Source organism: Nostoc sp. GT001 (assembly GCF_030382115.1).
In the GTDB taxonomy this organism is placed as follows: Bacteria; Cyanobacteriota; Cyanobacteriia; order Cyanobacteriales; family Nostocaceae; genus Nostoc.
Window position 1 is genome coordinate 4,698,347 of sequence record NZ_JAUDRJ010000003.1, and the last position, 20,967, is coordinate 4,719,313.

15 protein-coding genes are annotated in these 20,967 nt (G+C 41.0%); 10 read left to right on the forward strand and 5 right to left on the reverse strand.

Features of this window, described 5'->3' with window-relative positions; all coding sequences use genetic code 11:
• The first annotated feature begins 271 nt into the window (after positions 1–271).
• The 4 genes from QUD05_RS22845 to QUD05_RS22860 all read left to right on the forward strand — a co-directional run bounded on the left by QUD05_RS22845 (position 272) and on the right by QUD05_RS22860 (position 3,922).
• Positions 272–1,483 carry a Re/Si-specific NAD(P)(+) transhydrogenase subunit alpha gene (locus QUD05_RS22845; RefSeq protein ID WP_289798080.1) on the forward strand — a complete coding sequence of 404 codons (1,212 nt, stop codon included), beginning with the start codon at positions 272–274 and terminating at the stop codon, positions 1,481–1,483.
• Positions 1,484–1,558: 75 nt separating this feature from the next.
• The gene (locus QUD05_RS22850; protein ID WP_190889745.1) at positions 1,559–1,852 is read left to right on the forward strand and encodes an NAD(P) transhydrogenase subunit alpha part 2; all 294 of its coding nucleotides are present in this window, start codon (positions 1,559–1,561) and stop codon (positions 1,850–1,852) included.
• Positions 1,849–3,252, forward strand: a complete 1,404-nt coding sequence (locus QUD05_RS22855) for an NAD(P)(+) transhydrogenase (Re/Si-specific) subunit beta (protein WP_289798081.1) — start codon at positions 1,849–1,851, stop codon at positions 3,250–3,252. Before QUD05_RS22850 ends, QUD05_RS22855 begins: the two co-directional genes overlap by 4 nt.
• 442 nt (positions 3,253–3,694) lie before the next feature.
• On the forward strand, positions 3,695–3,922 hold the full coding sequence (locus QUD05_RS22860) for a hypothetical protein (RefSeq protein WP_289798082.1): 228 nt from the start codon (positions 3,695–3,697) through the stop codon (positions 3,920–3,922).
• A 33-nt stretch (positions 3,923–3,955) separates the two neighbouring features.
• On the opposite strand, the gene QUD05_RS22865 is transcribed toward QUD05_RS22860, so the two are convergent.
• A complete protein-coding gene (locus QUD05_RS22865) occupies positions 3,956–4,114 on the reverse strand; it encodes a hypothetical protein (RefSeq protein WP_289798084.1) in 159 nt (52 codons plus the stop codon).
• Positions 4,115–5,699: 1,585 nt separating this feature from the next.
• Here QUD05_RS22865 and QUD05_RS22875 point away from each other — a divergent pair.
• On the forward strand, positions 5,700–6,323 hold the full coding sequence (locus QUD05_RS22875; protein ID WP_289798086.1) for a hypothetical protein: 624 nt from the start codon (positions 5,700–5,702) through the stop codon (positions 6,321–6,323).
• A 1,201-nt stretch (positions 6,324–7,524) separates the two neighbouring features.
• On the opposite strand, the gene QUD05_RS22880 is transcribed toward QUD05_RS22875, so the two are convergent.
• The 3 genes from QUD05_RS22880 to petN form a co-directional block, all read right to left on the reverse strand.
• Positions 7,525–10,674: a GAF domain-containing protein gene (locus tag QUD05_RS22880; protein WP_289798087.1), complete on the reverse strand. Its 3,150-nt coding sequence runs from the start codon at positions 10,672–10,674 to the stop codon at positions 7,525–7,527.
• A 152-nt stretch (positions 10,675–10,826) separates the two neighbouring features.
• The gene (locus QUD05_RS22885) at positions 10,827–10,988 is read right to left on the reverse strand and encodes a hypothetical protein (RefSeq protein WP_094350864.1); all 162 of its coding nucleotides are present in this window, start codon (positions 10,986–10,988) and stop codon (positions 10,827–10,829) included.
• A gap of 7 nt (positions 10,989–10,995) precedes the next feature.
• Entirely contained in the window at positions 10,996–11,085 is a 90-nt protein-coding gene (gene petN / locus QUD05_RS22890; RefSeq protein ID WP_012408302.1) for a cytochrome b6-f complex subunit PetN, read from the reverse strand.
• Positions 11,086–11,343: 258 nt separating this feature from the next.
• Between petN and QUD05_RS22895 the strand changes: the two genes are divergently transcribed.
• The 5 genes from QUD05_RS22895 (at position 11,344) to QUD05_RS22915 (ending at position 17,283) form a co-directional block, all read left to right on the forward strand.
• Positions 11,344–13,254 (forward strand): ATP-binding protein, encoded by a 1,911-nt coding sequence (locus QUD05_RS22895; protein WP_289798090.1) that lies wholly within the window; start codon positions 11,344–11,346, stop codon positions 13,252–13,254.
• Positions 13,255–13,535: 281 nt separating this feature from the next.
• Positions 13,536–14,798, forward strand: a complete 1,263-nt coding sequence (locus QUD05_RS22900) for a sensor histidine kinase (protein WP_289798091.1) — start codon at positions 13,536–13,538, stop codon at positions 14,796–14,798.
• A gap of 149 nt (positions 14,799–14,947) precedes the next feature.
• A complete protein-coding gene (locus QUD05_RS22905) occupies positions 14,948–15,382 on the forward strand; it encodes a hypothetical protein (RefSeq protein WP_289798092.1) in 435 nt (144 codons plus the stop codon).
• Positions 15,383–15,571: 189 nt separating this feature from the next.
• Positions 15,572–16,135 carry a 3'-5' exonuclease gene (locus tag QUD05_RS22910; protein WP_289798093.1) on the forward strand — a complete coding sequence of 188 codons (564 nt, stop codon included), beginning with the start codon at positions 15,572–15,574 and terminating at the stop codon, positions 16,133–16,135.
• 338 nt (positions 16,136–16,473) lie between these two features.
• Positions 16,474–17,283, forward strand: coding sequence for a superoxide dismutase (locus QUD05_RS22915; protein ID WP_289798095.1), 810 nt, complete (start codon positions 16,474–16,476; stop codon positions 17,281–17,283).
• A 1,835-nt stretch (positions 17,284–19,118) separates the two neighbouring features.
• On the opposite strand, the gene QUD05_RS22925 is transcribed toward QUD05_RS22915, so the two are convergent.
• A complete protein-coding gene (locus QUD05_RS22925) occupies positions 19,119–19,817 on the reverse strand; it encodes a hypothetical protein (RefSeq protein WP_289798097.1) in 699 nt (232 codons plus the stop codon).
• Positions 19,818–20,967 lie beyond the last annotated feature (1,150 nt).

Consider the following 20,967-nt stretch of genomic DNA (forward strand, 5'->3'; position numbering starts at 1 on the left):
AAGCTAAAGATAAAGATGCAAAATTTGGGAATCAATTTAGGATGTGCAATACGTAACCCTGTNTTGCAACTATCTGAAAATATGACATCTGCGAGCGGCAAAGTGAGGCTTTGCCTGGAGAGCNNNGAGTGGGAGAGGAAAGATTCAAGGTTCAATCTACAAGTAAAATTCATGGCTGATGTTCCTGCCNNNGTACTANNNGTGCGGGACACGCATCATCTAGACAATCGCTTACTTGGCAGAGATTAAGTATTTATCTTCAGGAGATTTCATGAGAATAGCAGTTGCTAAAGAAATTGAGGTTTGTGAACGCCGTGTGGCATTAATTCCTGACACAGTTGCCCGATTGGTAAAACAAGGTTTGGAAGTGTGGGTAGAAACAGGTGCAGGAGAGCGATCTTTTTTTAGCGATCCTGACTATGAAGCAGCAGGAGCCATAATAATCAGCGATACTGCCAAATTATGGGGTGAAACAGATATTCTGCTGAAAGTCAGTCCACCGCAAGAACGAGAAGATGGACGTTCAGAAATTGATTTGTTAAAGGAAGGGGCTGTTTTAGTCAGTTTCCTCAATCCTTTGGGAAATCCTGTTGTAGCGCAGCAATTGGCAAATCGGAAAGTCACAGCTTTGAGTATGGAGATGATTCCCCGTACCACCAGGGCGCAAAGTATGGATGCTTTGTCCTCGCAAGCTTCATTAGCAGGTTACAAAGCAGTATTAATTGCCGCCGCGGCGTTACCGAAATACTTCCCGATGTTAACCACAGCCGCAGGTACGATCGCACCAGCGAAAGTATTTATTATGGGCGCTGGTGTAGCGGGATTGCAAGCGATCGCTACCGCTAGACGTTTGGGAGCAGTGGTAGAAGCCTTTGATATCCGTCCCGCCGTCAAAGAAGAAGTGCAAAGCTTAGGGGCAAAATTCGTTGAAGTCAAATTAGACGAAGAAACCGTTGCTGCTGGCGGTTACGCCAAGGAAATTTCTGAGGCTAGCAAACAACGTACCCAAGAAGTTGTCGCCGAACACATCAAAAATTCTGATGTCGTGATTACCACTGCTCAAGTTCCTGGGAGACAAGCACCACGGCTAGTTACAGAAGAAATGGTGGCACAGATGAAACCAGGTTCAGTGATTGTGGATTTGGCTGCTGAACAAGGTGGTAACTGCGCCTGTACAGAACCCGGTAAAGATATTGTCTGGAACGGCGTAACAATTATTGGCCCCATCAATCTCCCATCATCGATGCCAATTCACGCCAGCCAATTGTATGCCAAGAACGTAACATCGTTGATGCAACTGCTAATCAAAGACAAAGCTTTACAAGTGGACTTTAGCGACGACATCGTTGATGCAGCTTGCGTTACCCACGCTGGTGAAATTCGCAATCAACGAGTGCGGGATGCGCTACAGGCTTTGAATACTCAACAACCGCAGCGGTTAATTAGGGAATGGAGAGTAAGAATTTTAGATTTTAGATTTTAGATTTTAGATTGGAATTCAATCCAAAATCCAAAATTGAATCGCCCCATTCCCACTTATACAAGGAGTCTTGATTTCATGACAGAGGCATTACTTGCTGCTTTGTTTGTATTTGTATTGGCATCTTTTATCGGCTTTGAAGTCATCAATAAAATCCCACCGACTTTACACACGCCCTTAATGTCAGGCTCAAACGCAATTTCGGGGATTGCGGTACTGGGAGCAATCGTTGCTGCTGGTGCGAGAGATACGAGTGTGTCTGTAATTCTCGGTTTGATTGCTGTAATACTGGCGACAATCAATGTTGTGGGTGGTTTTTTAGTGACAGACAGAATGTTGCAAATGTTCAAGAAGAAGGAGATTAAGGCGTGAGCGACTTTTTACCAACTGGCATTCAGCTGACGTACTTAGTCGCTGCATCGTTATTCATTCTGGGCTTGAAAAAGCTGGGATCGCCCGCTACAGCGAGAAACGGTAATATTGTAGCGGCTGTGGGGATGCTACTGGCGATCGTAGCAACAATGCTCGATCAACATGTGTTGAATTACGAGATGATATTGTTGGGCTTGGCGATTGGATCGGGAATTGGTGCGATCGTTGCCTACAAAGTCCAAATGACGGAAATGCCCCAAATGGTGGGTTTACTCAACGGTTTGGGCGGTGCAGCTTCGGCACTAGTAGCCGTTGCGGAATTCTGGCGGTTATTGGATAGTTCTCAGACAATACCCCTAGATGTGAACATTTCCATGCTATTGGACGTGTTAATCGGTGGCGTTACCTTCACAGGTAGTTTTCTCGCCTTTGCCAAATTACAAGGTTTAATTAGCGGTTCCCCGATTACATTTCCATTCCAGCAACCATTTAACCTCTTGCTTTTGGGTGCTTATATAGTAGGTAGTGCGTATTTAATCATCACACCAGATAGCTTACCCATATTCTTGGGAGTGGTTGGCGTTTCATTGGTGCTGGGCGTGATGTTCGTCATCCCCATTGGTGGCGGCGATATGCCAGTGGTAATCTCGCTGTTGAACTCCTTGTCAGGTGTGGCGGCGGCGGCGGCTGGGTTCGTGGTGATGAACAATATGTTAATCATCGCTGGTGCTTTGGTAGGAGCATCTGGCTTAATCCTCACCGAGATTATGTGTAAAGCGATGAACCGCTCCTTATTTAGTGTGCTGTTCAGCGCTTTTGGTACAGGTTCTAGTTCTGGTGGTGCTGCTAGTGGTGGTGCAACCGATCAAAGTGTCCGCAGCATTGATCCTGAAGAAGGGGCAATGATGTTGGGTTATGCCCGTTCTGTGGTAATTGTGCCAGGTTATGGTATGGCAGTTGCCCAAGCGCAACATAGCGTCCGGGAATTGTCAGATCAGTTAGAAAAAATGGGTGTTGATGTCAAGTATGCCATTCACCCCGTTGCTGGGAGAATGCCAGGGCACATGAATGTGTTGCTAGCAGAGGCAAATGTGCCTTATACGCAGTTGTACGATATGGATGATATTAATCCCCAGTTTGAGCAAGCAGATGTAGCTTTAGTAATTGGGGCAAATGATGTGGTAAATCCGGCGGCGCGGAGTGATACAAGTAGCCCGATTTATGGTATGCCGATTTTGGAAGTAGATCGGGCGAAGCAGACGATTGTAATTAAGCGCGGAATGAGTACGGGTTTTGCTGGTGTAGATAATGAGTTGTTCTACAAGGATAAAACGACGATGCTTTTTGGTAGCGCTAAGGATATGGTGGCGAAGTTGGTTTCGGAAGTGAAGCAACTTTAAGAGAAACTAGAAACCAACCGCGTTCGCGTAGCGTTTCGCAGAGAAGGCGCGAAGTAAAGAAAGAATTAGAGACTTTGTTTGCCTTAGGAGCGTGATGCTTCTGAGGCAAGTTTTTTGTATACTAGCAGCAATTAATCTAATTTTATTCCTTAAGATAGATGAATTTTTTGATTAAATCATTATGTTTTCCATATAGTTTTGCATTATAGATTTAATACTATTTTTATTATTTCCATAAATTTTTTCAATATCTAAAACTCTAGTATAAAACAGCAAATAACACTATAATAAGCTGTTAGTTGCTAAATGTAGCAATTTGTACTTGATTAAATTAAATTTGAAAGTTATTAGGTTAGGTAAACCGAAAAGTTTAAGTAGGTCTTGTACCTTTTCGCTTTACCTTACCCAATAAACTTGGCGAACTATTAGGTATCAAGAAATAATGTTGAAACGTCGGACAATACTAGTTGGTTTAGCTGCGCTTGGCTTAACGTTAGCTATTAGTACACAAGTTCATAGAGAATCTACTAGCGGGCTAGAAGCTTGGCAAAGTGTCTACAATGAGGCGGCTGCTGGGGCAACAACGATAGTTACAGTTCCACTTTTGAACTCCTTATTATCATCTATCTTGCAAGTAGTCTTCAAATTGGGAGGTTATTGGGGTGGTTAACCCGCATTTCTCATACTCAAACAGAGAAAGAGCCTAAATAAAGACGGGTGCAATGTAATTTTTTAGTAATTTCTGCGGTTGCGATCGCGTTTCGCCCACTGTAGGCGAGTGCCTGAGTATATCTCTTACTTGAAGAGTACAGATTTTCCCATAGCCAAATATTCCAAAAACCGTGAGGAGTTTTCTTTCCATGTTCAAACCTCGCCCAATTTTTAGCGCCTTAGTTGCAATTATCCTAGCGTTTCTCATAGGTACACAGATACATAAACAACCCGCCGTTGCTACTGGAGGGGGTTGTAATCCAACGGCGAATAACCTACCTATATGTCCAAGCACAGCACCTTCAGAGTCAGCTAGTTTCATTGACCCAGCTGCAATAATCAGAAATCCAACAAATATAAGCTTGGGCGAAAAAGTCTATGTTGCACCATTTGCCAAGTTAGATGCTACTACTGCTCCTATTAGCATTGCAGAAGATTCTAATGTCCAAGACCAAGTGAAAATTACAGCTTCGGGAACGGGAGTAGAAATTGGGCAACGAGTCATTTTGGCACACATGGCCATTGTCAAAGGTGCAGCCAAAATCGGTACTCAAGGTTCTACTGGGCCTTTTACCGACCCGATTACCAATGCTCAGTTCAACAACGATATTCCAGAGACGTTTCTCGCTTTCAACTGTGAAATAGACGGTGCAACTGTAGAAAAAAACACGGTAATTAACTTTCTCTCACGGGTTGGCCCTGGTGTTACCTTACCTGCTAGCAAAGTAGTGCTGCCAGGTAAAAACGTCACAAATAACTTTGAAGCTACTAGCGGCAGTTTGGGGAAAGTGGCAAACCTGACCCAAGCCGACGTTGCATTAATGGAAGGCATTATTGAAGTCAATGATGCATTTGCCAAAGGTTACACAGAATTAGCTAGAGCAGATTTGACAAACGTACAAGGCATAAATTACGCTCCAGTCACAGCTTTTAACCCTGGAGGTCTACCGCAGATAGGTGGGAGTGTTACTCGCGATCCAAACTTCCGTAACCGCATCATCGGCAATCTCGTTCTGCAAGATCCTTTAGCAAGCCTTACTAACAAAATAGGTAATAGAATTTCGCTGCGTGCTGATGAAGGTCAACCTTTTAATGTCGGCGAAATTGCTAGTATGGCAAACGATGTTGTCTTTCACGCTTTAAAAACAACTAGCCTGACTCTTGGTAATAAGGTTGGCTATGGNGCTCGTGTTCTAGTTCATGGCGGTAGGCAGGTTGTCAACGGTGTTGACAATGGCCCTGAGACGAGCATAGGTGATTCTGTAGGGCTAGGGCCAAATTCTGTGATATTCCGCTCAGTTATTGGTAAAAACTCAGCAATTGGGCAAAAAAGCGCAGTCTTCAATTCTACATTAGCTCCCAGAACAGAGATCCGTTCTCGAACAATCTATGCCGACAACGGCAGCATGATTCTACCTGTGGAGTGGTAAAAAGAGACCGCTTTCAATCCTATCGCTCTTCCATCAGTCTTGGGAAAAGCACTCGCTGCAAGGCTTACGAGACTTCGGTTTTCAGGTTTTAGCTAGATTTTTGAATTTCTATTAAAAAATAAAGCCTCAAACCTTGATTGGGTGATAGTTTTAGTTTTCTGCTTCGATTATTGTTTGATGAGAGTGATGGAAGAGCGCTATACCAGCCGTATTTTTAGCTGCTCGTTGTGTAGCGTGGATCTCTTTTCTGACGGCTGGTATCTTCTTTCTTAGCTTGTGCCTAAGCAATTAACTTTTGCATAATTTATGAATCTGAAAATCTTGTCGTTAGTGCAATTACAATGCCTACGATTGATGCTGCTGTTAACTTTCATATTCGGGTTGATACTAATTGTTGATGATGGTTCATCTATAGCTGCACAGAAGGTTGGTCAACCAGGATTTATAAACCCTGTAAATACTGATATCACCTCCAGTCAGTCTCAAGTGGTACAACCTTCAGTCACCGGACTTGTGTCTACACTGTCGGATGAAGTCGAGGAATTACCAGCCCAGTTAATTCGCTGGTCGACTTACTGGCAACTTTGCTGGGAAGCATATCCTGAAGCTGAAGTATACGAACTGCAAACGGTGCTTATGGAAGGCAAGTCTCCCAAGTTGAAACGACAAAGCGATCGCTGCTTTCGTATACAAGCTGCATCTAATGAAAACCAAAAATCACAAGGATTACTCAACCGTGATTTAATCTTGTTAATGCATAAAATTCAGCTTGGTTATCGAGTGCGAGCTGTCTTAGATAACAACCGCGTCAGTGAATGGTCTCAAGTAATGGCAGTTGGTGGAACTACTACCTCTGAATTGAATGGTGCTAATAACACCTGTAATAGTGCTTGTGGCATCAAAGATAGCACCGGGAGTGAGTTTTTCTAATGGTTTGTGGTGCAATCCCAGCGTGAGGATACCCTATTAAAGGTGCTTGTCATTCATAAAGGATTGATATACGTGCAGGGAGATTTTCTCTGATGAGAATAGCTTGTGCCATTCGGGAGCGCAACGGATCAATGAGATTTGCGACACTTTGGCTATCCATTCGGTTGAATAGTGGAGTTTTAGCTTTTAAACTCATCATGAAAAACGGGAAGATTGACAAGAGTCCCCTGAATTATACCAATTTGAAAAAAGAATGCGACAGATACATACTCCCAAACCTTTGTTCTGTCTGGCTTTCTTAATTTTGAATTTTGTTAGCGCTGGCGACAAGCGAGTCCGCGAACGTCATTTTGAATTTTGAATTGGTATTAGTTCGTCATACATACTGATGTCGTTAGTGCACTATGAATGCCTAACTCAATATACAAATCTCAGACAGTAATAGTTATGCTTCCTCTCGAACAATTGTTTTGTCCTTGTTGTACTCCAGCCATATTGCATTTGCTGACTCAATCCGATCTGACTCAGCACATACTCCAATTAAAAACAGGGTCAGTTTCTGCGGCTATTAGAAGGAATCAAAAACAGCAGCAGCTTTAAATGAGTATTTGAATCTATCCCACTAATATAGAGGTTCTCAAATGGAAGCAAGACAGTCTGACCTCACTTCCATTCCTCTATCCTAAGAAGAGAGGCTTTGAACTTTACTCCCCAACCCTAGTAGGGTTTGGGCTGGGGGTTAGGTCTGTATTGCACTCAACTGAGAACCGCTATATGAAAATGTGGTAATCTACTTCTCATTTGAGAAGGGTGTATCACTGTATGGCTGGACGTATTGCGGCTAGTGTTAATTGGCGTTTTTACTCATCTTTAGTAAGTGAGTGTTTTTCTTAAAGAACTAATTGCAGCGCTGACTCAGCTATCTTTAAGCGATCGCTTATGCTCAGGTTTGGGAGTGCTTGGAGAATTTCTTTAATTTGCATATAAGTTTATAGAGTGGCTCTATTGCTAATCCTAATCAAAATATGATATTTACAGCGTGCATTTTCAATCACTTATAAATAGAAACTCCTGTTTTTCTTCTCTGTCTTATCTGCGCCTCTGTGGTTCGTTAAAAAAACGTGGGCATCGGCTATAAAATATCCACACTGCATAGATGTTTACGTAGCCTCTCATAGAGAATACATCGCCTATTTTTTTCCTAACTAATTGTCCGTTTCATCGGAATTTGTATCCAGAACTCACAGCCATTACTAGGCTCAGAAACACATTTGATAGTACCGCCGTGTTTTTCGACAATAATTTGGTAACTAATAGATAACCCCAAACCAGTGCCTTGTCCAGGTTGTTTGGTGGTAAAGAAAGGTTCAAAAATGTGCGATCGCACATTTTCGGGAATCCCACAACCATTATCAGCAATCCAAATCAATATAGTATTCTCTTCTATGACTTCTGTACGTATCCAAATTTTAGGATTGTCAATTCCTTTTCCACTAATTGCTGAGTTTTCCAGTGCATCAATCGCGTTGTTGAGAATATTCATAAACGCCTGATTCATCTGGGCTGCGTAGCAGACTACTGGAGGCAATTCACCATATTGCTTAACTACTTCAATAGCAAAAGAATTAATTTGTGGTTGCAGTCGATGTTGTAAAATTAGCAAAGTACTGTCGATACCTTCATGAAGGTCAACGGGCTTCATTCCTGATTCGTCAAGCCGAGAAAAACTTCGTAACGACAAGACTAATTGAGAGATCCGCTCTGCCCCCATCTTCATTGAAGCAAGAATTTTTGGCAAGTCATCATTAATGAAATCTAAATCTAATGCTGCTACTTGCTTTTTAATTTCTTCTGTTGTCTTAGGATATTGTTTCTGATAAAGGCGCAGTAATTTAAATAAATTTTCGGTATGTTCAGTAACATAAGTGATATTCCCATAAATGAAACTAATCGGGTTATTAATTTCATGTGCTACACCAGCAACTAACTGCCCCAAACCTGCCATTTTTTCACTTTGAATTAACTGGCTCTGAGTCTGCTGTAATTCTTTAAGAGTCTGGGTCAGTTCTTCTTTTTGACATTGAGTTTGTTCTAGTAATTCCGCTTGCTGAAGTCCTACACCTAATTGAGTACCAATTTGCATCAATAAATCTACTTCATCTTCTTGCCAATCACGGGGTTTGATATTTTGATAAGCTGCTAGTAATCCCCAAAGTTTCTCACCCTGAAAAATCGGCACAATCATATATGCCCTAGCCTCCATGAGTTCAATCAGGGCAATATAAGGAATAGAATCGTCGGTGCTGTAAATATCCTTAATAACAAGAGTTTTACCATTAGCAAAATCCCCGCCTTGGGTTTCTTGCAAGTAATTACTTGCATAGGCGTAGCCCGTCGTAGATATTGCAGGTACAATTTCCTTTACTGATGTCCAACCTTGGGCTAAAGATTCAGCAACAAATTCGCCACTCCAATCAGTCCCGAATCGATAGATTGTCACTCGGTCAACTTCCAATAGCCGTCGGACTTCTTCTGTACTGGTCGCAAAAATGGTGTCAATATCAAGAGAGTGGCGAATTTTCTCTACTGTTGCAGCAAGCGCCTTCTCCCTTTCGGCTGCTTTCCGTTCTCGTTCGGCGGCTTTAGCCAGTTTTTGGGCTTGCACTTGCATCTGTTTCAAAGACTCAGCTTGCTGTAATGCTACCCCCAATTGAACGCCAACTTGGGCTAGCAAGTTGATTTCTTCATCTTGCCAATAACGGGGCTGGGAGTTTTGATAAGCTACTAGCAATCCCCACAGCTTTTCACCCTGAGAAATGGGTACAAAAACTTCATTACGTGCATACTTACCCGCTTGTTTTCCTTGCACAAGAACGCGTTCCGTCACTGGCTGCGGCTTAACCATTGGTGTCCAGCCATCAACGATGGAATCAGCCACAAATTCCCCACTCCAATCAGGATAGAAGCGATAAATTGCGACTCGTTCCACTTCTAATAGCCGACGAACTTCTTGAGTAGTGGTTTTAAATATGGCTTCAATTTCAAGTGACTGACGAATTTTTTCTACAGTGTTCGCCAACGCCCTTTGCCTTTCAGCAGCTTTGCTGATATCTGCTGCTTGAATCTGCATTTGTTGGATAAATTCCGCTTGCTGCAAAGCCACACCTAGTTGGGTGCCAACTTGGGTAAGCAAGTAAACCTCATCTTTTTGCCAATCACGGGTTCCAGCATTTTGGTATGCTGCTAGCAAGCCCCAAAGCTTCTGACCGTGGTAAATGGCAACGATCGCATAAGCTCTTGCTTGATATATCTCTAAAATTTTAATGTAGCAGTCACTAAAGCCTGAATTGTAAATATCATTACAAATCCGGTACACTTCACACCGACTGAAGCTACCACCTTCTGTATCTTGTAAGTAGGTATCAGCGATTGGGGGGTTAGCTAAATCTTTGGCGCTACATTCGCTGACGTTCTCTTTCAATTCCGGCCGTTGCGACTGTTGATCTATGAGGGAAACCCAACCCTCTGCCACTGATTCAAACACGAATTCACCACTCCAATCGGGATTGAAGCGATAAATAGCCACGCGATCGGCATTTAGTAGCTGCCTAAGTTCTGCGGTGGTTGTGTGGAAAATACTTTCCAAATCTAGGGACTGGCGAATTTTCTCAATAGTGATAGCTATAGTTTTCTGCCATTGGGCTGCTTTTTCTCTGGCTTTTGCTTGTGCTAGTTGTGCTGATTGTAGTTTGACTTGCTCCAGGAAATCTGCTTGCTGTAAAGCAACTCCTAGATGTTCGGCGATTAATTGCACAAACTCAATTTCTGATGCTTCCCATTGTCGAGGATTACCACACTGATGAATACACAACAATCCCCATAAATCTTTACCTTTGATCAAGGGGGCAATTATACTGGCACGTACTTGGAATTTTTCCAGAATTTGGATGTAGCAATCACTGGCATTAACTTCATAAATATCAGTTATTGCTCTAATTCGACCTTGCTGATAAAGTCCTGCGAACTCCTCACTAAAGCAGTGGTCGCGCAGTTTGGCTGATAGTGCCGAATCCCATTCGGTTGCCACATCTTCATAGATAAATTCTCCTTCCCATGCCAAATCAGGATAAAAACGAAACACGCCAACCCGATCGCTTTTTAAAAGTTGGCGGACTTCAGTGACTGTAATTTTGAAGATAGTTTCTATGTCTAGAGACTCCCGAATGCGGGCAATAACTCCAGACAAGGCTTTTTGTTGCTCATTCTGACGCAAGGAGTATGTTACATCTGAATGAGATTCTTGGTGTTCTGAATTTGGTTGTATGGGTTGAGTAGTAGAGGAGTTTTCCATTCCCAGTGGGACTTTAAATATTGAAAGTCTTCTATCTCATGATTCCCGTTGCGATCGCAAAGGTAACAATTATTTCCTGGGAATGTCATAAAAACAATGTAGGGACACGATTGTATCGCGTCCCTACAAAAAAATTTTCAATCACGAGAAAATTATCGCCGCTTGGGAGTGGCGCTGCGGGTGGTGCGTTTCTCTTCATCTCGACGACGGCGATCGCGCCAATCTGCCAAGGTCAAATAACCAATACCACCAGTGACTACTACAAGCAGCACTACAGCAAATAAAGCCAAAATACTCAAGAATGGACTTTCCACAATGCCTCTACAGTCCGTTACGTCCCCACACTACCATTGCAATTGACCAAGTGAACACAACTAACAACGATACCCAACCTAGTGTCAAAATCTCCATAGTCCCATTTTTCAAATAATTACAAAAGGTTTCTAATATTTATCATACAGGGATTGGGCAGGCTGAGATTTTTTTATCAATGACATTGTAAGTTTTGCGTGCAGCTGTAAACCAGATACTATCTTTTTTTGATACTTTAGCGCTGTACGTAATAATGAAAACTAATATAAATAAAGTAGCGATCGCGCTTTCTGATTTAATGCTTTGGGAATACTAGGGCTATGCGTATATACATCCAATCCAGCAACCCTTAATATCATGCCGACATTTTTCAACTATCCTTTCCACTCCAACGGTTTTATTCCCCACGGACATTGTTATCTTTGGCAAACTGGATTAGTTTGGCTTCACATTATTTCTGATGCCACGATCGCTCTAGCCTATTATTCTATTCCCTTCCTGCTGATTTACTTTATTTCTAAGCGTAAAGACGTTCCCTTTAATGGAGTCTTTTTGTTATTTGGTGCTTTTATCATTGCCTGCGGTACTGGACACTTGATGGATATTTGGACGCTTTGGCATCCAAATTATTGGGTTGCAGGTAGTTTAAAAGCTCTAACTGCCATTATTTCGATATATACGGCATTTGCGTTATTTTATCTCATGCCTCAAGCTCTAATACTACCTAGTCCAACCCAGTTAGAAGTTATCAATCGAGCGCTTTCAACTGAAATTGTCGAGCGCTTGCGCATCGAAAAAGAATTACGCCTTGCAGAAGAAGTTGCTCAAAACTCCAGCCAAGCCAAGAGTGAATTTCTCGCCAATATGAGTCATGAACTACGCACACCTCTTAACGGTATTCTAGGCTATACACAAATTCTTCAACGCACAGAATCTTTGAGTGAGAAAGGACGCAAAGGAGTCAGCATCATTTATCAATGTGGTTCTCATCTTTTAACCCTAATTAATGATGTTCTGGATCTGTCTAAAATAGAAGCCAGGAAACTAGAATTGTATCCTGTTGATTTCTATTTACCTGCCTTTATAGATAGCGTGACTGAAATTTCCCGCATCCGAGCAGAACAAAAGGTCATTGAATTTTACGTCCAACTCGATCCTGATTTACCAATCGGCATTCATACTGATGAAAAACGCTTGCGGCAAGTACTGATTAACTTGCTTAGTAATGCAATTAAATTTACTAATGAAGGTAGTGTTACCTTCAAAGTTAAGGTCATTAATCAACAATTAAATACTAATGGACAAACTAACTACAAAATTCGTTTTGAGGTAATAGATACTGGTGCAGGGATAATCCCTGAACAAGCGCAGAAAATTTTCCAACCCTTTGAACAAGTAGGAAATCAAAAACGACAATCTGAAGGTACAGGCTTGGGATTAGCAATCAGCCAAAACATTGTTTTGTTGATGGGTGGTCAAATTCAAGTACAAAGTGAATTTGGTAAAGGAAGTACTTTCTGGTTTGAGGCAGAATTCCCAGAATCTAAAGACTGGGCAAAGGTTTCTAGAGTGGTTGAGAAAGGAACTATTATTGGTTATCAAGGACAAAGCCGCACCATTTTGATTGCGGATGACAAATGGGAAAATCGATCGGTAATTGTAAATTTACTAGAGCCAGTTGGGTTTACTGTTGTAGAAGCTAGTCAGGGTCAAGAAGGATGGGAAAAGACTCTAACCCACAAACCAGACTTGATTATCACTGACTTAGTGATGCCTATATTGAATGGATTTGAGTTGATCGAACGTTTACGTCAGTCTGAGCAATTTAAAGAGATTGCTGTCATCGCTTCCTCAGCCAGTGTATTTGCAGCCGATCAATACAAGAGTATTGATGTAGGTGCAAATGCATTTCTACCAAAGCCTGTAGAAGCTGAAATGCTGCTGGAAATGCTACGACAGTTTTTGCAACTGGAATGGGTTTTTGACGTGAAGGTAGATGAAATCAAAAAAACCAATACAGATGCTTTGGAACAACCAAATGAGATGATTTATCCTGCGCAAGAGGTTTTACAAGATTTACTCGAACTAACGCAAGACGGTGATATTCAAAAAGTTTTGGTATTGGCCGAGGAACTTTCTAAATCTGATGAGCATTTAAGCATTTTTGTCCAGCAAATCATCCAGCTTGCTAGTAATTTTCAACTCAAACGTTTGGAAACTTTTATTGTAAGTATTCAAGAGTCAGAACTCAGGAGTCAGAATAAATGAGACGAACTTTGACATCCTCACCGACCTAAAGGCGCGGTGATTCTGGAGTAATAAGTAATAAGTAATAAGTAAATACCCATTTTTCATCCACTCATTACTCATTACTTTAAATCCGTCGTAAAACGACGGGGCTTTTACCCATTTTTTTGGTAAAAGCATTTCAAGACTAGTTACTAACTAGCTATGCTGATTCCATTTTGAATTCTGAATTCTGGTTACTGAATTCTTTTATTCAACAATATATCAATTAATTTGAGTTAAAATTCAATTGTTAATTTATCATGCTTAAGACCTCAGATACCGGATTTATTTTGATTGTAGATGATAATCCAACAAATTTATCTCTACTGTGTGAAGCACTCAATAGTGAGGGTTTTCGTTTTCGGGTTGCAGTCGATGGGGAAAGTGCGATCGCTCAAGTCGAACGCAATCAACCAGAGTTGATTTTGCTGGATGTACAAATGCCCGGTATTGACGGATTTGAAACTTGTCGCCGCCTCAAAGCTAATCCTGTTACCCAAAACATTCCGATTATTTTTACCACTGCCTTAGCAGATACGGAAAGCAAAACGAAGGGATTTTCCCTTGGCGCAGTAGACTATATTCCGAAACCATTTGCCCAAGAAGAAGTGATTGCGAGAGTACGCGTACATTTACAACTCAAACAATTGACTGAATCTTTAGAACAACAAGTTAGCGATCGCACCAGGGCTTTGCAAAAAGCCCAAGTCCAACTAGTACAGCAAGAGAAACTATCAACACTCGGAGAGCTAATCGCTGGTATTGGCCATGAAATCAATAATCCGATCAACTTTATTTCCAGCAATATTCCACCCTTGGAAGAACATATTACAGCAGTAACCGAGTTGCTTCGACTATATGAACAAGAGTATCCCAACCCAACAGCCAAAATTACCAATACTATTGAGAACTTGGATCTAAACTTTGTTCTCGAAGATATGGGAAAAATTTTGAACTCACTCCACATAGGAAGCGAACGAATTCAAAACCTTTCTAATTCACTCCGCACCTTCTCTCGCTCGGATAGTGATGCCAAAATATCTGCTGATTTGCACCAAGGAATAGATAGTACACTAATGATTTTGCAACACCGCCTCAAGGCTAATGGCGATCGTCCCGGTATTGAAGTTATTAAAAGTTATGGAATATTACCAGAGGTAAATTGCTATCTAGGGCAGATGAATCAAGTATTTATGAACATTCTCGCAAATGCAATTGATGCTCTTGATGAAGCTATAATGGAAGGCAAAATGAGCAATCTAATTCCTCAGATTAAAATTGCCACCGAAATAGATTCTGAACAATTGGTTATAATTCGGATTGCTGACAATGGGATTGGTATTCCTGAACGGCTTAAAAAACGCTTGTTTGAGCCGTTGTTTACGACAAAAACTGTTGGCAAAGGTACTGGACTTGGTTTGTCTATTGCATATCAAATAGTTGTAGAAAAACACAAAGGTGTATTAGAAGTGAATTCTCAACCTGGTATGGGAACCGAGTTTATTATCAAAATTCCCACTTGAGAGCGGTATTTCATTAATGACAAAGCTGCTCAAGCATTTATCATACTGGAGAGTAAGAAAAAATTTTCTTAATACTTCGGCAACGCTCAGTACAAGTACCCAATCCTTAACTTCTATATAGAGTGAACTCAATTTTAGATCCTCAATTAATGACAGAACGCATAGAATCCCTCAAGGCTGGAATAGTTGGGGGATTATGTGTGTGTTTTAGCTTCGCGATCGCTAGTCTGTTGAATACTCTAGTACTAGCAAAGTATTTTCAGACACTTGTATGTCTGCACAGTGATGTTAACTGGCCTTTGTTGGTGAGTGGTGCGATCGCAACTTTTACTGGTTTTTTATTTGGTGTCACCTACCGCTATATCATCCGCTCCGATCGAAATCCTCAACTCAAAGCTGGTGGTGTATTAGCCTTTGGCTTGGTGCGCGGATTAACTCAGATAGAACTTGGATGGAATTCTCACAGCACAATTTGGCCTTTTTTGGTGTTGGCGGCAGAAAGTTTGTTATGGTTTGCGATCGCTGCGTTCGCTCTGGATATCGCTATCCAATTGCGTTGGGTTAAACCTTTTTCATCAATCTAAATTCCCTTTACCTAAGTTGTGAAGTTGTGATCTTACAGCTAGCTGTAGTTCAAATAAATCAAAAAGGCTGTAAGTATCAAAATTATGTAGTATAATAAATACAATCAACTTACAGTTTGAATTGTGTAATTTATCAAAAAGACGTATAAATAATTACTAATATTAATTAACCATACTCTATTACATAATATGAATACTAAAATATCCCACTATTATCTGATAGTCGATTTGGAAGCTACATGCTGTAACAGTAAAACGATTCCACGTCACCAAATGGAAATCATTGAAATCGGTGCAGTGATGCTCAATCGAACAACGTGGGAAATTGATTCGGAGTTTCAGCAATTCATCCAACCTGTGAGACATCCCCAACTGACAGGCTTTTGCACAGAATTGACTAGTATTCGGCAGCAAGATGTTGACGAAGCACCCAAATTTTTAGAAGCAATTTCTCGCTTCAAAGACTGGATTAATTTATTTCCCAACTATATTTTTTGTTCTTGGGGTAATTACGACAAAAAGCAATTTATTCAAGATTGCGCGTTTCATAATTTTCCTTATCCTTTTACTTCAGAACACATAAATATCAAAGAGGAGTTTTCGGAATATCTTGGCGTGTCTAAAAAATTTGGTATGGCACAGGCTCTTAATGAGTTGGGGATAGAATTAAAAGGTACACACCATCGCGGCATTGATGATGCCCGCAATATTGCAGCTATTTACAGACGGATCAAAAACAAAAAACTAAGCTGAATAATAGAAAAGTTTTAGTAGCATAGCCTGGCTAAAATAGTGGATAGAATCTAGCTATTATGCTGTAATCAAGATGTTTGCATAAGCGAATTCAGACTTCTATAGCATAGTAGAATCAAGACTCCTATTAATAATTTATTATTCTTAGCCTAAAAATTTTCTTATTGACAACGTTTTAGTTATAAGCTTAAAACAATAAAATTTCAGCTATATCTATATTTTGCTTGAATTAACTAACAACTAAGGTAATATATATAAGATTTTGCTAAACTGAACTGCGAACTAACAGTTTATAAGCGGGTTATAAGCCAATAACATTGTTTTTGAGGCTACAATTTATGATTAGATTTTGGCGAAAAACAATAGTTTTTTTCTTCACAACAATTGTGTTGACCATTCTGCTAATTTCTCATGAACTAGTACCAATAGCTGAGGCACAAACTTCTACACCAATACCTGCTAGATTGTTTGCCACAGTAGCTTATCCTAATAGGTCATTAAGTGCTTCTCCTGCACAGCTACCACCATTGCCTTATGCTTATGGGGCACTAGGAAAAGCTATTGATGCTGAAACGATGAAATTGCATCATGGCGCACATCATGCTAGTTACGTCAAGAACTTAAATGATGCATTGAAGCAATATCCAGAGTTGCAAAAAAGAAGTGTTGAAGGTTTACTAGTGAATTTGAACAGCGTACCTGAAGATATTCGCACAAAGGTACGTAATAACGCTGGTGGTCATCTCAACCACACGATTTTTTGGCAACTGATGAGTCCCCAAGGTGGAGGACAACCATCAGGCGCGATCGCTCAAGAAATTAACAAAACTTTTGGCAGCTTTGATGCCTTTAAAAAACAGTTTAATGCAGCGGGTGCAGCTCGTTTCGGTAGTGGTTGGGTGTGGCTAGTACGCAATCCTCAAAAGCAACTCCAGATTGTCACCACAGCAAATCAGGATAATCCAATTATGGAGGGTTCATATCCGATCATGGGTAACGATCTATGGGAACACGCTTATTACCTGAAATATCGCAACCGTCGGGCTGAGTATTTGGATAATTGGTGGAATGTGGTGAATTGGCCGCAGATTAACAGGCGATACCTTTCCTTCTCTACGGGACGTTCCCCGAACCAGGCATTCCCATAATAGAAACGTATTCGCCGTTCTCATTTGAATGAGTTATATCATGTCCGCATAATTAGTTATGATTCCCAGAGTCATTGCACCCCACCCCCAGCCCCTCCCCGCTCTTCGGGAGGGGAGACAAAGCGCAGCTTTGGCGGGGTGGGGTTCTTGGGGTTTAGTAAGTAATCAAGCGGACATGATATTACACGGGTAGGTTAGCACAGCTGGCTGTGCTAACCTAAGTGGTTAATTATTTCTTTGTAAGCCTATGCTCGTAGACATTGATTGTCGTAGACATCGCTGGAAACTAGCGCTCTAACTTTTCGCTAAATCCCCTTATGTAACATAATTACGAATTAAGGATTTTTAAAGTTCGGTGTTTGTTACGGACTATCCATAGTAGAACAATTAACAATACAAGCGCTTTGATCGTTGATGGCTCCATTACTTTCTTCGCTTCCGTGGGGGTTTGAGGAGTAACATTACACGGAATCTCAATGATCTGTGTGTGATTGGAACCATTACCACTAGGGGTCAGATCGCATTCGCCTTTACTGGTAAGAGACAAAGGTGTATTTTCTGGAGAAACAGGTGTAGGTGGTTGAGTCTGAAGAAACAGGTGTGGGTGGTTNGAACTGAAGAAACAGGTGTCGATGGTTGAGTCTGAAGAACTATCGCCACTCAGTAGTAGAAGCAGAATTAAACCAAGACCCCCAACGCCGATTATTGGCCAAAGTGGAAAGGAATTAGAACTGTCTGGTACCAAGACATCTCCCGTAGAGCCAGGGAAAGCATCAAAAGCTATTGTTTCTCCGTCCAACGCTAGTGGATTTTCACTCAGCAAAGTATCTCCTGCGATACCTTCTCCTAAGAGCTGATTAAATTCCGCTGGAATCGCATTATTGGGGCGTCCGAGTTCCCCACCATCTTCGGAGTATGGAAAGGATAGAACTTCAAAAATCTTCTGTTGGAGTTGGTTCTGATTTCCAGAACTCAACGCATCCAAGCCTGTAGAGATTTTATCTAAATAAAAATTAGTCATCTCTGGCGACAGACCTAGAGACTGAATCTGCTCTTGAATATTGGAAATTTTTGAGGCCTCTTCAAACAGCAGTCGTCCGTATGACAATTTCAGGTCTAGTAACCCACTACGAAGGCTAACAGAGTCATTGACTCCTGAGTATGGTGCCCAGTAGAACTGCTTGGTTACAAGTCCGAGTCCTTCTACTGGATTGCGACCAAAAGGTTGTCCAAGGAGGTATTGAGATCCATCCATGATTGCGGGAGATGCATTTCTCCAAAATGAAGCGTAAGGCACGGCAGAGAGATTGGGATTATTGCCGTAGAAGCTAGCGAAATTCTGGAAGTTTCTCTCGCCACCGGCTGCTCGGATTAGAAGGTTTTGATAACTAGTCCCATTGTTTAACTCCACTAATCGTTGGATTACCGAGCCAGTCTTATTGCAGGTCAGACCAAATCCCACATCACATGCAGGAATGACTCGCATCTTGCTCAAATTCTGGTTATTAATTTGGTACTGGAGATACTCAGACTCCAGTCCTTGTTGGATGCCATAGCGTCCAACATTTAGCTGTGCAAAAGCAGACTGACACGTAGTGAGTACTACTGCAACAGATGAAAATGCGATCGCTGCAAAGCGAACTACCTTCGGCATCGCAATTCTTTGAACAATTGATTTAGACAAGATGCACCTCCACTAAACGACAGCAATTTAATTGGGGATTGGGCATGGGAAAGAGGACTTGGGGACAAGGGGAAAGATTTGTTGTAAGTTCTGACTTAAGTCACCTTGTCCCCTTGTCTACCCTGCCCCTCTGCTCCCCGACTTCCCCAATTCAACTCTTAGGTAAATAGATGTTGATCGTGATTCCCGTACCTTTAAGGTTTCCTGATGAAAGTGTGTGATACAAGACCATAGCCCGGTTTGGTTGGTCAAAAAGATACCCACGACGTGTAGGTCTGATCTTCCCTTCCTTAACTAAGGAAACGAAGGCTTGTAAATATCTACGTATACCTTGACGGTTCTCTTTAGTACTATTCGTATGACGCTCAATCAGCATCATAAAGAAGTCCAAGCTACGATTTTCCTGCCCTTGAATCAGACTGCCTTCATCTAGGAAAGAACTTGCTATGAGCCTGCTATTAACTTGTTTGACCTTAAATAAAGTAAAGTAACGTCCTTCTTTTTTAGGATCGTTGGCATAACAGACCCAGGAACCCTCTTTATTTTGTGTAAAACCCTGTTCAGCAAGGTAAGAAAGCAAAGAATTACTTGTCTTAGTTTGTGGTGGAGGTAATAAATCTTCAATGGGATCTAAAGAGCAAATCCTCTGTGTTGTTTTTTGTGGATAAACAGCAGGAGTCTGCTGAGTATTGACGCGAAAGGGCTGTGTTGTTTTTCGTGGATAAACAGCAGGAGTCTGTTGGGTATTGACGCGAAAGGGCTTGTCATCAGACATTGCCATGCTAGACATTGCAGCCAATGCAGATACTTGGAGAACGATGGCTCCAAACAAACGAACTATGATACTCATGTTTTTCCTGTTACTCTTACTGACTTTGTGGATAATCGAATTTTTACTAGATCGAGATTATCTAGCAGTCCGAAATTATTTATTAAATTTAAGTGTTTGCCTGACTTGATCGAGGTAGCTTAAGTTTTCACTAATCAAATAGGACTTTTATATATAGGTAACAACCACAAAGAGAATCAATATCTAAATAAAACACACAACGCTAATGTCTTCTTGACAAGACAAATTAGGCTTTTTGATATTTTTACATATACAAAAAACTATTGACATTGTGTCAAAACTTTTCTATTTACTCTTGTCTAATTTTTTGCCATCCTAAGAGGGTTTTATACCTTTCTCGCTGGCTATGATGATTCCTAAAAAAAAGCTTTAGTTAGCTCTTTAGTACCTTATATAAGCAGAGTTTAAAAAGCTCTGTGCTTTGCACGNNNGGGCTTTTGTTGATTTCCTGGGTAGGTTGAATAATTTTTTGTTTTTTGGAGGTAGCGCACNNNACTAACTCTTTCAGCATGGTTACAAATTGATGTATAAATAATATCTCCNNNCAGTAAAATAATATTACCATGAGCTTGAGACATGCAACAGTATTGTGGACAGTTGTCAAAGTTGTACACTGGGAATCGTAACTATCTCTTGATTAAATTTCATAGTAAATAGGTAAGAGGCAAGCTTAATATATTTACACACTACTAGTATTTAAGAACTTAATACTATTGTTAGTAACCCAGTAATTATATGTATTAAATATAACTTTTATATAAATAAAACACGTATAAATAATAGATTGCGATCGCTAACCCAAGTTTTTAATTATCCTGTTAGGCCATGTCTATGATGGGCTACGCCTATGCACCAAACAAAGTTAAGTTAGATTACAGGTATCAAATTTGCGATTTAGCACGCTATTAGCTGTTGTTGCCACAGCTATTATAAGCCTGTAAGGCAGAGACTTAAGACTTTTCTAATACCAATTCAAAAAACGTTTGCGACATATAGGGCATCCAAAATAAAATCATAGCCTCAACATTATCAACCTGAATAATGTTGAGGCTATCACCATAACAAGCGGCAAATTATGTCAATAATTGTTGATAAATAGAACTTACACATTGACAGATAAGACAAAAAGTGTGTAAGTTCCAAATTAATT

Bases quoted from the DNA above. Each gene is read 5' to 3' on its own strand.
- QUD05_RS22845 (WP_289798080.1), top strand. From the start codon at position 272: ATGAGAATAGCAGTTGCTAAAGAAATTGAGGTTTGTGAACGCCGTGTG.
- QUD05_RS22850 (WP_190889745.1), top strand. From the start codon at position 1,559: ATGACAGAGGCATTACTTGCTGCTTTGTTTGTATTTGTATTGGCATCT.
- QUD05_RS22860 (WP_289798082.1), top strand. From the start codon at position 3,695: ATGTTGAAACGTCGGACAATACTAGTTGGTTTAGCTGCGCTTGGCTTA.
- QUD05_RS22865 (WP_289798084.1), bottom strand. From the start codon at position 4,114: ATGGAAAGAAAACTCCTCACGGTTTTTGGAATATTTGGCTATGGGAAA.
- QUD05_RS22875 (WP_289798086.1), top strand. From the start codon at position 5,700: ATGAATCTGAAAATCTTGTCGTTAGTGCAATTACAATGCCTACGATTG.
- QUD05_RS22880 (WP_289798087.1), bottom strand. From the start codon at position 10,674: ATGGAAAACTCCTCTACTACTCAACCCATACAACCAAATTCAGAACAC.
- petN (WP_012408302.1), bottom strand. From the start codon at position 11,085: ATGGAGATTTTGACACTAGGTTGGGTATCGTTGTTAGTTGTGTTCACT.
- QUD05_RS22895 (WP_289798090.1), top strand. From the start codon at position 11,344: ATGCCGACATTTTTCAACTATCCTTTCCACTCCAACGGTTTTATTCCC.
- QUD05_RS22900 (WP_289798091.1), top strand. From the start codon at position 13,536: ATGCTTAAGACCTCAGATACCGGATTTATTTTGATTGTAGATGATAAT.
- QUD05_RS22905 (WP_289798092.1), top strand. From the start codon at position 14,948: ATGACAGAACGCATAGAATCCCTCAAGGCTGGAATAGTTGGGGGATTA.
- QUD05_RS22910 (WP_289798093.1), top strand. From the start codon at position 15,572: ATGAATACTAAAATATCCCACTATTATCTGATAGTCGATTTGGAAGCT.
- QUD05_RS22915 (WP_289798095.1), top strand. From the start codon at position 16,474: ATGATTAGATTTTGGCGAAAAACAATAGTTTTTTTCTTCACAACAATT.
- QUD05_RS22925 (WP_289798097.1), bottom strand. From the start codon at position 19,817: ATGAGTATCATAGTTCGTTTGTTTGGAGCCATCGTTCTCCAAGTATCT.